The following is a 14,170-nucleotide window of genomic DNA, read 5'->3' on the forward strand; positions in this document are numbered from 1 at the left end:
TTATAATCTATGAATATGCCTATTAATGACTTTGAAAATCTATCCAAAGAACAACTCATTGATACTTTAAAAAATCTTCTTTCAGAGAGAGAAACGGAAAAAGAAACCCAAGCTTTGATGCAAAAACGGCAAGAAGAAATCTACGATTTCTATGACCGTTATAAAGTTATTTCAAAAATCTCGAAAGAAGGTTTATGGGAAACCCGTATTCCTGAATATTTCACTACTGACACACCTATTTGGTTTTCAGAAGAATTTATTCGTTTACTTGAGTATAATGAAGAAGAATTCCCTCCTGTTTTGCAAACATTTATCAATATTATTCACCCTATTCATAAATATGAGTTTTTATCCAGTCGAATTAATTTTCATAAAGGTTTATGCCCGGATGATATTTATGAGGCTGAAATTTTACTCATGACAGGTTCTGGCGAATATAAATGGTTCGAGATAAAATCTAAATTGGTAAGAGGTTCTCAAAAAAAAGCAGTATTAGATATAGGGGTTCTGCGTTCTATTCATAGTCGCAAAATGGCTGAAGAAGCTCTTAAAGAAGGTGAGCAAACACTTCGCTATATCAGTTATGCAAGCAAAGATGGTATTTATGATGTAAATCTTATTGATTATGAAGCAAGTTTTAGTGAAAACTTTTTTTTACTATTAGGGTATAGCCCCAAAGAAGTTCATCTTACTTGGCAAAACTGGACTGATTTGATTCATCCTGATGATAAAAACAGTTTTTTAGAAGCATATAATAAATTTTTACTCAAAAAATTGAATGCTTTCTCTAAAGAATGTAGAATGCTCTGCAAAGATGGTGGTTATAAGTGGGTGCTTAATAGAGCTAAAGTTGTTCAGTTTGATGATTATGGAATTCCTATCAGATTGATAGGAACACTTACAAATATTGATAAAATAAAAGAAGCTGAACAACAGCTCCGACAGGCATATGTAGACATTAAGGTCTCTAAAGAAAATCTACACCAATATGCTGAAGAGTTAGAAACAACTCTGGAGCAACTTCGCCAAATGCAAGAGCAACTCATTCAAGCTGAAAAAATGGCTTCTTTAGGTGTTTTAGTTGCTGGCATCGCTCACGAACTTAATAATCCCATTGGTTATATCTATAGTAGTACTGAAGGTTTAAAGAATAATATTCAGGATTTATTGACTCTGATTACAGAATATGATAGTCTCTCTGAATCTAATTATTCTACACAAAAGAAAAAAATTGAAGATTTAAAAAGATCTATTTTCTTTAATGATATTGTCAATGAATTGCAAGAACTCATTAATAATATTTATTTGGGAGCTAATCAAACAGCTGAGATTGTCAAAGGACTTCGTAACTTCTCTAGAAGTAACGATTCTTCTCTAGAAGCTGTTGACATCAATGAAACATTAGATATTACACTGGCATTACTACAAAACCAGTTTAAAGATTCTTTTGAAATAGACAGAGCTTATGATGAAATTCCTTCTGTGATTGCTTATCCTGTCAAAATTAGTCAAGTATTTATGAATATTATTATCAATGCTGTACATGCTATTGAAGTTGCCAAACCTGCCACCAAAAAAATAATTCTTCAAACACAAAAACTACCTGATGATAAAGTTCTAATTTCTATTTCAGATAATGGGATTGGTATTTCTAAAGAGAAACAAAAAAGAATTTTTGAACCTTTCTTTACAGATAAAGAGGTTGGTAAGGGTACAGGCTTAGGTCTTTCTATCAGTTTAGGGATTGTAGAGAGTTTAGGTGGAAAAATCAATGTAATTTCAGAAGAAGGGAAAGGAAGTACTTTTCAAATTATTTTGCCTGTTAAGCAAAATATCAATGTATCAAGTACTTAAGCTTTTATTTTTTTCTGCATCAATTTTTTACTAAATCCTTGAAATATCAGTAATTCAGCCAATAATAAGTTGGGTATCCAACTCATAAATGAAAGCATAACATAAATTTCTATGTCTGTCCAAGTATTGAGTAAATCAAATTTAGAAATACTAAACATATAAAGCCTTAATGTAATAGCCGAAAACGTCAGAGCATAGCTTCTAAGCATCCAATTGGCATGAAGGATAACTTTTTTCTCTCTGATAAGTTTATATGACCAAAATGTAACAAACCACCACAAACTCGATAAAAACACGAAACTAAATTTGGAGACAATATTCCCATTTGCATAAAAAGACATTACAAGCCCCGATGGAGCAGAAATAAATAAAATAACTCCTACATATAATTTACCAATATTTCGATGCCATTGAGCTTTTTCGTACATCAGTGTACGAGAAAATTGTGTTGCACCAGCCAATAATACAATAGGAGCTGAAAAAATATGCAGATAAAAAACACTTAAATACAAATTCCTTACCCATTCCTGCCCTCCCAACAAAATTTTCTGTTTGGTAAACAAAAAATCAATATTGATTTCCCATGTAGTATAAGGAACTGTAATAATGAGCATACGATAAGTAAAGAAAAACACCAAAAAAGTGCCTAAAATCTTAATGAATGCAAGCTTTTCTTTCCAGAGAACAGGAAAAATAAAAATACAGGCAACAAGTACCGAAAGCCAATAAATACTAAAAAATTGGCTTCGGGCTATAAAACGCCATTCAGCATACAAATGAGAGAAAACTTCTTGCACAATCTGTTAAATTTTAGTGTTAAAGTAACAAAAAATGTGCAATATTTTCTCTCATTTAAGTTTTTTTGAGGCTACAAGCGAAAAGAGTAGCAGTCTGCCCAGCAAATTAAGAACACCATTCTTTCTTTATTGGGCTTGCTCAACCTATGTTGAGCTACTTTCTTCTTTTGTTTATAAAAGTTTCAGAAAGGCAGAATAAAATTCTGCTTGAATTGATAAGGGCGAAGTATCACTTTCCTACGGCACTCAATGAGTTACAAAACAAAATATACTCTACGCAATGTATTTACGTAATTGTATATTTTTTGGGAAAAATCAAGTATATTCCTCTAAATCACTTTCACAACTCAAACAATAATAGAACTCATCTTTAACAATATTAATAATCCCACAATTTTTGCATACACTAAAAATAAACTCTGTTGTAAAAAAATCAGGAAAATCGATATTTATCTTCAATAATGCTTGTTTGACAAATTCCCAAGATTTTGCAGAAGGGCAGTATCCTGTTGATTGGTTTGTAATCTGAGATATACTTATACCTTCCAATTTATCCTTTTTAAAGGTAATTTCTCCTGCTGATAAAACTTCTTCTCCATTTGCACAGACAACATGCTCAGACCTTCTATCATTAATTCTTAAATTTTCGTTTAAGTCAATAACAAATGTAGCTATTATCTCATGCTCAGAGTTAAATTTATGATTAGTATCACTAATCCAGTCTATAATATCTTTTTGAGACAGAATAACTTTTCCAGCCTTTTCTTCACTTACTTGTTTGAGTATTTCTTTTGCCCCTATATATTTATACATAAATTTATTCAATAGTTTTTACTATCTCTAAAAACTCCTTTGTATTATGAGTTGTGGGTTGTTCATAGGTAATATATCCTTTATCACTATTACAAAATATTTTCAAGTCGTTAAAAACTTTGTCTTCAATGGAAGTATTTAGATACATTGTTTCACAAGAAATGCCTACAATTAAGTTGTCATCATCTGTAAAAAAGCACATTGCAATTCTAATATCTGAACTTTCATTATTTGCCCAATAAATGGTATATATTTCGTGTTTATTTTCTATTAAATAATCTATCAACTCTGTTGAAGTCTCAAATGTATTTTTTGTTTCTTTGGCGTATAGCGGTACCTCATAAATATCAGATGTTTCACTTCTTAGAGGGACAAACTTATCCAAAAAAGAATTGATAAACTCTTTTGTTCTTGTATTTGTAAGAACATAGCAATTTGCAAAATATCCTCGTTTTTCCATATTTGCCTTATATAGTAGTGTTGTATTAAATTTATTTCACAAAAAAAGCCTTGAAAAACTTAGTTTTCAAGGCTTGAATTTATCAAAAAGGATTCTATAATTATCCGTTTGCCACTTCAATATTTACACTTTTTCCTTTGATGGTATTGTTTTTCATACCTTTGATTACTTTTTGAACATCTTGTTCTGCAATCTCAACAAAAGAAAATTTATCTAAAATATCAATCTGACCAATGTTATTGAAAGAAATGCCTGTTTCACCTGTAAACGCTCCTACGATATCGTTCGGACGAACTCTATCCATTTTTCCTACATTTACAAACAAACGTACCATTCCTTTAGCACCACTACCTTTGCGTGGTTTTTTCTCGTCTCCTCTATCAAAACGTGATGAACGGTCTTTGTCTTTTCTGTCAAATTTCTTATCTCTATCTCTTCCTTTATCTTTTCTATCTCCTCTATCTTCTTTACCCATGATATCATTCATATCCAAATCAACATATTCTGTTTTTTGGTTACTCCATTGCAACTGGATAAGAGCTTTGATAATTGTTTCGTCTTTTGCCCCTGAATGACGTAGTTGTAACATCAAGTCATGGAAAGCACTTAAATCTTGGTTTTCAGCTACTTCCAATACTCTTCCTACAAAATGAGCTTGTTTCATACCAATCAAATCTTCGATAGAAGGTACAACCCCCCTTTCAATTTTCTTTTTGGTATAATCTTGTATTTCACGCATACGAACAAACTCTCTTCCTACCACAAAGGTAAATGCTTTTCCAGATTTACCTGCTCTACCTGTTCTACCAATACGGTGAACGTAGTATTCGGGGTCAAGAGGAACGTCAAAGTTAAATACAGCATCCACATCCGAAACGTCAATACCTCTGGCAGCCACATCTGTTGCAACCAAAATATTAATTGTTCCTTCTCTGAACTGCTTCATTACTTTCTCTCTTTGGCGTTGGTTCAAATCGCCATGAATTGCCTCAGCTTTGTAACCTCTTTCCATCAATTCTGCTACTACTTCATCAGCTTTTCTTTTGGTATTACAGAATACAAGCATCAATTGTAGATTATAGAAATCTATTAATCTACACATCACTTCTACTTTTGCATTTCCTTTGATTTCGTAGTATAACTGCTCAATATTTTCGGCTGTAAGTTCTTTACGAACTACTTTTACGATAGCAGGATTATTTTGGAATTTTTGAATAATTGCCAAAATAGGCTTCGACATCGTTGCTGAGAATAGCAAAGTTTGTCTATCAAAAGGTAGTTCTTCTAAAATACCTTCAATATCTTCTCTAAAGCCCATATCAAGCATTTCGTCTGCTTCATCCAAAATAGCAACTTTTACATTGTCTAATTTGAGTGTTCCTCTTTCAAGGTGGTCAATGATACGACCTGGTGTTCCTACAACAACATGAGCTCCTGCTTTTAGGGCTCTAATCTGTCTGTCGATAGGGTCTCCACCATAAACGGTAACACATTTAATTTTTTTGTATTTGCTTAATTTCTCAAACTCATCTGTTACTTGTAAAGCTAGTTCTCTAGTTGGGCAAAGCACCAACACCTGAACTTGTTTTTCAGTAATATCAACTTGCTCTAATGCAGGTATCCCAAAGGCAGCTGTTTTACCTGTACCTGTTTGAGCCATTCCCATCACGTCTCTACCTTCTAAAGCTATTGGTATAGCCTCTGCTTGAATTGGTGAAGCCTCTGTAAAACCCATGTCGGCGATTGCCTGCTGCATTTCTTCTGAAATGGGCAACTGGCTAAATAAAATTTTTGTACTCATTATTAATTTTTAACTATTTGTAAGTCTTTTTTATAGACTCTATAAAAAAGAAAAAAACAAACGAGAGCCTTGCTCTCGTTTTCGACTATGATTCTTTCTTCGTTTTAGAGCTTTTTTTAGGTTTTTCTTCTACCTCTTTAGCTTCTGTTTCTTTTTTGGCTTTAGCTGTAGTTTTTTTAGGTTTCTCTTCTTTAGCCTCTACTACTTCTTCTGTTTTCTTTTTAGCTGTAGTTTTCTTAGCTGAAGTTTTAGCCTCTTCTTTTACTTCCGAAGTTTCTTCTTTTTTCTTAGCAGAAGTCTTTTTGTCTGTTGTTTTTGTTTCTTCTTGTTTTTCAGTAGCAGTTTCTTTCTTGGCTTTTGCTGCTTTTTTCTCTTCTTTTGCAGGCTCTTCTTTTACTTCTTCTTGTTTTTTCAGTACATCTGGAGCTTCTTTGAATAAAATGTTATACCATTTTACCAATTTTTTCACATCCGAAGGATATACTTTATCTACATCAAATTCAGGAAGAATTCCTTGTAGAAATTGCATCAAATCTGCTGTACCAGCTTTGCTATCCACAGGAAGTTTATCTTGATATTTTTCGTAAATTATATTTAAAACATCTTGCAAGGGCACTGAGCCATCTTTGGTAGTTGTATAAATAGATATTTCTTTTAAGATAGAAACTTTACCAGCAGAGCCTACTGCCATTTTCTTTTTCTGAGCGTCTAATGTTTCAACGATTACTCCTGTACGAGATGGCTTAAGCACACGGAAAAGCCCTTCTTTTCCTGAAATAGATGCGATTTCTTTTAATTCCATTGCTAAATCAATCTTTTTACTTTACAATTACTTAAAATTTTGATTCAATTCCTTGATAAAATTCAATATTTCTGAACTTCCTACTTTTTTTTCTGATGAAGTTATAAAAAAGCGAGGAAATACTTCAAAATATTCTAACAAAACTTTTTTATAGTTCTCCACATTACTATTCAGTTGCGTGGCTGAAAGTTTATCTGTTTTTGTGAAAACTATTGAAAAAGGCAATTGGGCTTCTCCCAACCAAAGCATGAACTCCAAATCATTTTTTTGAGGCTCAAGGCGAGAATCCACCAAAACAAATATACAAAGCAAGTTTTCTCTCTGACTGAGGTACTCGTAAATCATTTGTTCCCAAGCTTCTCTATCAGTCTTACTTACTTTGGCAAATCCATAACCTGGCAAATCCACTATAAACCATTTATCATCTACTACAAAATGATTGATGAGTTGTGTTTTACCTGGTGTTTGAGAAGTTTTTGCTAAATTTTTATTGTTGGCAAGCATATTTATCAGGGAAGATTTCCCCACATTCGACCTCCCAATAAAAGCATATTCGGGCTTGTTGGCAGTTGGGCACTGACTAAATGCTTTACTACTTTTTACAAATTTGGCTTCCACTACGTCAAAACTAAGTTAAGTTTGCAAATTTACGAAAATTTAGGCAAATACAAATTAATTGCAAAGAATATATTTAGTATTTGTAAAATTATCAGCTATTTATCTTTTTTTTAAACTGATGTAAGTTTTTTAAACCTTTTTACTTCAAAAAAGTCTAAAAAATATGTAATTTTGTTCCCTATAATCTAAAAACGAAAACACAAAATGAAAAAATATCTTTTAAATTGTTTTTTAATCGTGAGTTTACAAGCCTCTTTTGCTCAAAATACAACTCAGCAAACTTCTCCCGAAGAAAAAGCAAAGAAAATACTTGTAGATGTAGAAAGTAGATACAAGTCGGCAAAAGCTCTACGAGCAGACTTTATTTATGAAATGAAAAATGATGCTAACAAAGCTAAAGAAGAAGTAAAAGGTAGTTTTGTAATGAAGAAGAATAAATTTAAGTTAAAATTGGCAGATCAAGAAATCTATAATAATGGTACAACTGTATGGACTTATTTAAAAGATGCAAACGAAGTAAATATTTCTGACTACTCCCCTGAAAGTGAAGACATTACCCCCGAAAAAGTATTTACCTTGTATAAAAAAGACTACAAATATGTATTTATCAGGGAGTTTACAGAAAATGGAAAAGTTTATGAAGAAATAGACTTACAACCCACAGACCGTAGCAAAAAAATATACAAAATTCGTTTGGTTATCAATAAAAAGACAAAGAGTATCAAAAGCTGGGAAATTTTTGAAAAAAATCAGAATCGCTTCAAATATACTGTCAATAGCATAGAGTATAATGTAGCAGTGGATGACACTTTCTTTGTTTTTGATAAAAAGAAATACCCTAAAGTTACAGAAATAGATTTGCGATAGTATTTAAAACCTTATATTCAGGCTCTTAGATTTGGTCTAAGAGCTTTTTTGTTGCTTCCAAAAGCTCTGTTTTTTTCTGTTCCCAAGAAAAAAAAGCCTCAATATGTTTTCTTGCATTTATACCTATTTCTTTTACTTTTTCTGGATAAGAAAGCCAAATACGAATAGCTCTTGCAAGTTCCATGGGTCTATCAGCCCTGATAAGTTTACCCAACGTTTCGCTATCAATAATATCCCTTGTTACAGGCATATCTGAAGCTATTACAGGTGTCCCCACAGCCATTGATTCAAAAACTTTGAGTGGAGAACAGCCTTGTTCCAAATTTCGACTGCACTCCTTCAGTGGAGCAACAGAACAAACAGCATGCTCTACCCAAGCATATAATTCTTGCTTGGGTAGCTGATATTTCCATATTATCTTTTCCTCTAAACCTATTTTTTCAGCAAATTTTACATAAGCCTTACTATGTCGAGGTTTATGAGATGAGCAAATCACTAATTTTAAGTCTGTATCTTGTAATAGTCTAAAAGACCTTAATAATGTATCTACACCCTGCCAGCTTTGTAAAGCTCCAAAATAAATTACATATTTTTCGGGGGCTTCTTCTGGACGAGGTAATTTTTCTGGGGTTTCTGCACCATTTGTAATAATTTGTATTTTTGATGGTTTTACACCTTTTTGTATCAAAAACTTCTGAATGATTTGAGAGGGAACAATAATGATATCTGCATTTTCTAAACAAAACCATTCTAATTGACTAATTTGTTTGAGTATTTTGTCAGAAATTTGATACCTATAAGGCAATTCGATAGAAGGTAGTGCATTTACTTCAAAAATGGTTTTGTATCGTTTGTTAGGATTAAGTAAAATGGGTACTCCACCCCAAATATCTCTAAAATGACATATTTTCAAATTGGGTTGTGTTCTCAGCCAAAATAATAGCTGTTCACTATAAAGTTCTGTTCTTTCTAAAAAATTAGGATTTTCACTTTTGAAACGCCAAACATCTATTCCATTTTCCCATGTTTCTGATTCTGGTAGTTTTTCATCTCCCAAAACATATAACATTCCTTTAGAATATGTTTTTAGAAGAGTATTGGCAAAATGATGAATATGTGTAGCTGCTCCCTTCGCTGATGGGAACACATCAAAGGCTGTGTAAAGAGATGTATAGCGTTGTTCCATAGTCCAAAAATACATAAAAAAAGCCTCTAAAAAAGAGGCTTTCTGTTTTTTTATAATCTACTGGTAGGTGCAATAAATAGTGAACTAATAGATTCGTATTCGTGTACACTACGAATTGCTTTCGCAAATAAATTTGCTACACTTAAAGCATTGATTTTACTTGATTCTTTTCTTAAAGGAATGGTATCAGAAACGATTAATTCTTCTAAAACAGAATTTTCGATATTATCATAAGCCTTGCCTGAAAGTACAGGATGCGTACAAATAGCTCTCACTGTTCTTGCTCCTTTTTCTTTAATAATTTGAGCAGCCTTTGTAATAGTTCCCCCTGTATCAATAATATCATCTACAATAACTACATCAGCACCTTCCACATCTCCTATAATTTGCATTGAAGCAATTTCATTAGCTCTTTTTCTGTGTTTATCACAAACGACCATGTCTGCAGCAAAAATAGTTGCAAAGGCTCTAGCTCTTCCCACACCCCCTACGTCTGGAGCAGCAAATACAAGTTTAGGCAAATTGATGCTTTGTAAATAAGGCACAAAAACAGCTTGTCCATCCAAATGATCCACAGGAAAATCGAAGAATCCTTGAATTTGCCCTGCGTGTAAATCGCAAGTGATAAGCCTATCTGCTCCTGCTGCCGAAAGTAAGTTTGCAACCAATTTGGCAGCAATAGCAACACGAGGTTTATCTTTTCTATCTTGGCGAGCATAACCAAAATAAGGCATTACTACTGTTACATACATAGCAGAAGCTCTACGAGCTGCATCAATGAGTAATAATAGCTCCATCAGATTGTCTGCTGGTGGAAAAGTAGATTGTACTAAGAATACATGACACCCTCTTACAGATTCAGTGAAGCTTGGAGAAATCTCTCCATCACTAAAACGTTGAATAGACACCTCTCCAAGAGGTTTACCATATTCGTGGGCGATTTTTTCTGCCAAATAACGAGAGGCAGTTCCAGAAAAGAATTTTACGAAAGCGAGGTCAGCCATGATTTAGAAAACTTTTCGCAAAATTACATTTCTTTTATTCAAATGCTGACTTTATACAGAAAAAATTTTGATTTTTGTCCTAACTTATATAAATCTGAAATAGTAGCTTGGTATTCTTTATCATATATAATATGCTTATGAATACTCAAGACCTCAAATTACGCCCTCGATTTCAGTTCAATACTTCTATGAGTAGAGATGAAATTGTAGAAAAATTTAGAATAGAGCTTTCCAAGAATAATCCTCATCATTTTACAGGAATGCTCACAGATTTTCATATTCAAATAAAATTTCCATCACATGTACACAAATTATGGACACCTCACATGGAAATCAATTTGGAAGAAAACTTACAAGACAAAAGCACCTCTGTAAGAGTTTTATTAGCTCCTGTTTCTACAATTTGGACACTTATTATCTTTCTGGGCATTGTGGTAAGCACCAGTATTTTTATTGGTCTGATGTTGGGAGTTTCTCAATGGATGATACATCAAGAAATATGGGGATTTTATATCGTAGGCTTAGGTAGTATTGTACTATTAACATTGTATGTAATTGCCCGACAAGGCAGAACTTTATCAAGAAAAGAAATGCCACAACTCAAAGAGTTTGCTGACCAAGTATTTGAATGTGATTGTATGAATAAATAAAAACCCTTTCAAATTGAAAGGGTTTTTAGAAGTGATTTCTCAAGTTCACAAGTTTTGTAACTTGTTGTTATTTATAAAAGAGATTATTTTACTTCTTCAAATTCTGCATCTGTTACGTCAGAATCTTTGTTTGTATTCGATGACCCGTTTGTGTCAGTATTGGTTGTTCCACCATCTCCTGTATTCTGATACATTTCAGTAGAAGCTTGTTGCCATGCAGCGTTCAATCTTTCTAAAGCGGTGTCAATACCTGCTACATCCTTGCTGCTATGAGCTTGACGCAATGCTCCTAAAGCATCTTCAATAGCTGTTCTACTACCTGCAGAAAGTTTATCACCATATTCTTTCAACTGTTTTTCAGTTTGGAAAATCATGGTATCAGCAGCATTAACTTTCTCTATTTTGTCTTTTTCTGCTTTATCAGCATCTTCATTCGCTTTTGCTTCATTTTTCATCTTCTCAATTTCTTCTTTAGAAAGACCAGAAGAAGCTTCAATACGAATTTTTTGTTCTTTTCCTGTTGCTTGGTCTTTGGCTGTTACATTCAAGATACCATTTGCATCAATATCAAAAATCACTTCTACCTTAGGTATACCACGAGGAGCAGGCATGATACCATCCAAATGAAATCTTCCAATTGTACGGTTTTGACTCGCCAAAGGTCTCTCTCCTTGCAATACGTGAATAACCACAGATGCCTGATTGTCTTCAGCAGTAGAAAATGTTTCAGATTTTTTAGCAGGAATGGTTGTATTTGCTTCAATCAACTTTGTAAATACACCACCCAAAGTTTCGATACCTAAAGCAAGAGGTGTAACATCCAGTAACAATACGTCTGTTACTTCTTTGTTAAGAACTGCACCTTGTACAGCAGCACCTACTGCCACAGCTTCATCAGGGTTTACGTTTTTAGAAGGTTTTTTACCAAAAAACTTCTCAACTTCTTCCTGAATTTTAGGGATACGAGTAGAACCACCTACTAAGATTACTTCGTCTATTTCACTTACAGAAATACCCGCATCTTGAATAGCTTTTTTACAAGGTTCAAGCGTTCTGCGTACCAAATCATCTACCAATTGCTCAAATTTAGCTCTTGAAAGAGATTTTACCAAGTGTTGAGGTACACCATCTATTGGCATGATGTAAGGTAAATTGATATCTGTAGAAGGAGATGAAGAAAGCTCAATTTTTGCTTTCTCAGCAGCTTCTTTCAAACGTTGAAGAGCCATAGGGTCTCTACGTAAATCAATGGTTGGATGCTCTTTCAAGAACTCTTCTGCCAACCAATCAATGATTTTTTGGTCAAAATCATCACCACCTAAGTGTACATCACCGTTGGTAGATTTTACTTCAAATACACCATCACCCAATTCTAATACAGAAATATCGAAAGTACCACCACCTAAGTCAAATACTGCAATGGTTACATCTTTATTACGTTTATCCAAACCATAAGCCAAAGCTGCTGCTGTAGGCTCATTAATGATACGTTTTACTTCCAACCCTGCAATCAAGCCAGCTTCTTTAGTTGCTTGGCGTTCAGCATCATTGAAATATGCAGGTACAGTAATAACAGCTTCTGTAACAGTAAAGCCTAAATAGTCCTCAGCTGTAGATTTCATTTTTTGTAAAATCATCGCAGAAAGCTCTTGTGGCGTATAAAGTCTATCACCAATACGAACACGAGGTGTGTCATTTGTGCCTTGTTCTACTGTATAAGAAACGTGTCTAAGTTCGTTACTTACTTCAGAGTATTTTTTACCCATGAAGCGTTTAATAGACATAATCGTTTTCTTAGGGTTTGTAACTGCCTGTCTTTTAGCAGAATCACCTACTTTGCGTTCCCCATTTTCTAAGAATGCTACAATTGAAGGTGTTGTACGGCGACCTTCGCTATTGGGGATTACAACCACTTCACTTCCTTCCATTACTGCTACACAAGAATTGGTAGTCCCTAAGTCGATTCCAATAATTTTTCCCATTTTTAAACAATTAATTTAAAGTGAGTATAAAGATTTTTGTATTTGATTTAACAATCTATATGCCAAGAGTTTTTAACTGCCAAATTGACAGAAAAAACAAAAAGACAAAATCTTATTTTATTTTTCTTCAAAAAAGTTTCTTTTTAAAGATTATTTTCGCATTTTTGCATCAAATTTAGTATTAAATTTCAAATCAAACCTTCACAGCTATGTCAGAAAAAAAGTATTTAAAATTGGATGATATTGATCTCCAGATTTTAGAAAAATTACAATTAGACTCTAAAATTACCAATGCTCAACTTGCCAAAGAAATTGGTCTTTCACCTGCTCCTACACTTGAGCGTGTAAAAAAATTAGAAAATTCAGGTTTAATTAAAAGTTATCATGCCGTTTTGGATACCGAAAAAGCGGGTCTGGGTGTAACCACGTATGTGCAAGTTTCTTTGGTTAGTCACAAGAAAGCTGTCATTGAAGCCTTTGTTAAAAAAATTAATGAAATCGATAATGTGATAGAATGTCATCACATGACAGGTGCAGCAGACTTTTTATTGAAAATTTCTGCCAAAGATATTCCTTCTTATCAAAAACTTATGCTTGAGAAAGTAAGTGAAATTGAAGAAATCAATCATATGCAATCCATGATTGTGCTTTCTACTTTCAAGAGAAATCCAGTATTACCCATTGCTCAAGCAATGGAAGCTTAAAAAAATATTGCAACAAAGTTGCATAATTGAAAAACATTTTGCAATATTGTTGCACAATAAAGTTGTGTACTCAAACGTTAAGTTTATACAACAGAATTGTTGTTTTATTAAGCGACCAAAGGAACCCCCTATTAAGGAGGTTTTTTTGTTTTATGCCTGTTTCATGTATTTTTCAAGGCTTGCTTTGGCTGTTTGTTGCACTTTATTTTTTAAAAATCCCGTCCAACCTAACAATAGACCTGTCATTCCGAGAGCTTGCCTACTCCAACGATGGAAATCGAATTTATCATTGTGTTTTACAATTTTACCATCTTTAAATTCAAACTCTGCATGAATAATATTGTGTACTTTTCTGCGAGTCTGCGAAAAAGTATAATGGGCATCCCAACGGCATTTTCCTTTGTTACCCTCAACGGACACTTCTGAAAACTCTAATTTTAGGTCTGCTCCTCTCTCGCAGAGCATTTTCCACATGGCTCTTACCTGTTGTGCATTCAGATTTACAAAGGCTGGATCATTGAAGGTAGCTTCATCGTGGTAGCATTGTCCCATCGTGGCAGAGTCTTTGCGTGCAAAAGCCTCATAAAAAGTTTGAATTGTTTCTTGATTTGTACTCATAACTTTGGTGTAAA

Annotated in this window: 13 protein-coding genes and 1 pseudogene; 4 read left to right on the forward strand and 10 right to left on the reverse strand. The window is 33.5% G+C overall.

The genetic code is table 11. From position 1 onward, the window contains the following. Window positions 1-9 precede the first annotated feature (9 nt). On the forward strand, window positions 10-1,854 hold the full coding sequence (locus tag AD998_19645) for a hypothetical protein (protein ID KOY84660.1): 1,845 nt from the start codon (window positions 10-12) through the stop codon (window positions 1,852-1,854). On the opposite strand, the gene AD998_19650 is transcribed toward AD998_19645, so the two are convergent. The 6 genes and pseudogenes from AD998_19650 to AD998_19675 all read right to left on the reverse strand — a co-directional run bounded on the left by AD998_19650 (window position 1,851) and on the right by AD998_19675 (window position 7,145). Next, entirely contained in the window at window positions 1,851-2,549 is a 699-nt protein-coding gene (locus tag AD998_19650) for a hypothetical protein (GenBank protein KOY84741.1), read from the reverse strand. The genes AD998_19645 and AD998_19650 overlap by 4 nt on opposite strands. Window positions 2,550-2,966: 417 nt before the next feature. Further along, the gene (locus AD998_19655; protein ID KOY84661.1) at window positions 2,967-3,464 is read right to left on the reverse strand and encodes a hypothetical protein; all 498 of its coding nucleotides are present in this window, start codon (window positions 3,462-3,464) and stop codon (window positions 2,967-2,969) included. A gap of 4 nt (window positions 3,465-3,468) precedes the next feature. Next, the gene (locus AD998_19660) at window positions 3,469-3,924 is read right to left on the reverse strand and encodes a hypothetical protein (protein ID KOY84662.1); all 456 of its coding nucleotides are present in this window, start codon (window positions 3,922-3,924) and stop codon (window positions 3,469-3,471) included. 100 nt (window positions 3,925-4,024) lie between these two features. Continuing rightward, window positions 4,025-5,725, reverse strand: coding sequence for an RNA helicase (locus tag AD998_19665; GenBank protein KOY84663.1), 1,701 nt, complete (start codon window positions 5,723-5,725; stop codon window positions 4,025-4,027). A gap of 322 nt (window positions 5,726-6,047) precedes the next feature. Beyond that, window positions 6,048-6,527: pseudogene (locus tag AD998_19670) on the reverse strand (hypothetical protein). Window positions 6,528-6,554: 27 nt separating this feature from the next. Further along, entirely contained in the window at window positions 6,555-7,145 is a 591-nt protein-coding gene (locus tag AD998_19675; GenBank protein ID KOY84664.1) for a GTP-binding protein, read from the reverse strand. A 204-nt stretch (window positions 7,146-7,349) separates the two neighbouring features. Here AD998_19675 and AD998_19680 point away from each other — a divergent pair, with 204 nt between their 5' ends. Beyond that, on the forward strand, window positions 7,350-8,012 hold the full coding sequence (locus AD998_19680) for a hypothetical protein (protein KOY84665.1): 663 nt from the start codon (window positions 7,350-7,352) through the stop codon (window positions 8,010-8,012). Between the two features lie 25 nt (window positions 8,013-8,037). Here the strand turns inward: AD998_19680 and AD998_19685 are convergent, their stop codons facing one another. Together AD998_19685 and AD998_19690 are read right to left on the reverse strand one after the other, a co-directional pair. Beyond that, window positions 8,038-9,213, reverse strand: a complete 1,176-nt coding sequence (locus tag AD998_19685; protein KOY84666.1) for a hypothetical protein — start codon at window positions 9,211-9,213, stop codon at window positions 8,038-8,040. 35 nt (window positions 9,214-9,248) lie between these two features. Continuing rightward, on the reverse strand, window positions 9,249-10,202 hold the full coding sequence (locus tag AD998_19690) for a ribose-phosphate pyrophosphokinase (protein ID KOY84667.1): 954 nt from the start codon (window positions 10,200-10,202) through the stop codon (window positions 9,249-9,251). 131 nt (window positions 10,203-10,333) lie between these two features. Between AD998_19690 and AD998_19695 the strand changes: the two genes are divergently transcribed. Beyond that, the gene (locus AD998_19695) at window positions 10,334-10,852 is read left to right on the forward strand and encodes a hypothetical protein (GenBank protein ID KOY84668.1); all 519 of its coding nucleotides are present in this window, start codon (window positions 10,334-10,336) and stop codon (window positions 10,850-10,852) included. A gap of 83 nt (window positions 10,853-10,935) precedes the next feature. Here the strand turns inward: AD998_19695 and AD998_19700 are convergent, their stop codons facing one another. Further along, entirely contained in the window at window positions 10,936-12,834 is a 1,899-nt protein-coding gene (locus AD998_19700) for a molecular chaperone DnaK (GenBank protein KOY84669.1), read from the reverse strand. A gap of 209 nt (window positions 12,835-13,043) precedes the next feature. Here AD998_19700 and AD998_19705 point away from each other — a divergent pair, with 209 nt between their 5' ends. Beyond that, window positions 13,044-13,538 carry an AsnC family transcriptional regulator gene (locus AD998_19705; GenBank protein KOY84670.1) on the forward strand — a complete coding sequence of 165 codons (495 nt, stop codon included), beginning with the start codon at window positions 13,044-13,046 and terminating at the stop codon, window positions 13,536-13,538. Between the two features lie 150 nt (window positions 13,539-13,688). Here AD998_19705 and AD998_19710 read toward each other — a convergent pair whose 3' ends face one another. Next, complete coding sequence (locus tag AD998_19710) at window positions 13,689-14,156, reverse strand: ketosteroid isomerase (protein KOY84671.1); 468 nt, start codon at window positions 14,154-14,156, stop codon at window positions 13,689-13,691. Window positions 14,157-14,170: the final 14 nt, after the last annotated feature.

The sequence above is a fragment of the bacterium 336/3 genome (genome assembly GCA_001281695.1).
Lineage (GTDB): Bacteria > Bacteroidota > Bacteroidia > Cytophagales > Thermonemataceae > Raineya.

Coding starts and splice junctions, on each gene's coding strand:
- AD998_19680 (KOY84665.1), top strand. CDS start 7,350: ATGAAAAAATATCTTTTAAATTGTTTTTTAATCGTGAGTTTACAAGCC.
- AD998_19660 (KOY84662.1), bottom strand. CDS start 3,924: ATGGAAAAACGAGGATATTTTGCAAATTGCTATGTTCTTACAAATACA.
- AD998_19695 (KOY84668.1), top strand. CDS start 10,334: ATGCTTATGAATACTCAAGACCTCAAATTACGCCCTCGATTTCAGTTC.
- AD998_19655 (KOY84661.1), bottom strand. CDS start 3,464: ATGTATAAATATATAGGGGCAAAAGAAATACTCAAACAAGTAAGTGAA.
- AD998_19705 (KOY84670.1), top strand. CDS start 13,044: ATGTCAGAAAAAAAGTATTTAAAATTGGATGATATTGATCTCCAGATT.
- AD998_19710 (KOY84671.1), bottom strand. CDS start 14,156: ATGAGTACAAATCAAGAAACAATTCAAACTTTTTATGAGGCTTTTGCA.
- AD998_19645 (KOY84660.1), top strand. CDS start 10: ATGAATATGCCTATTAATGACTTTGAAAATCTATCCAAAGAACAACTC.
- AD998_19685 (KOY84666.1), bottom strand. CDS start 9,213: ATGTATTTTTGGACTATGGAACAACGCTATACATCTCTTTACACAGCC.
- AD998_19665 (KOY84663.1), bottom strand. CDS start 5,725: ATGAGTACAAAAATTTTATTTAGCCAGTTGCCCATTTCAGAAGAAATG.
- AD998_19690 (KOY84667.1), bottom strand. CDS start 10,202: ATGGCTGACCTCGCTTTCGTAAAATTCTTTTCTGGAACTGCCTCTCGT.
- AD998_19700 (KOY84669.1), bottom strand. CDS start 12,834: ATGGGAAAAATTATTGGAATCGACTTAGGGACTACCAATTCTTGTGTA.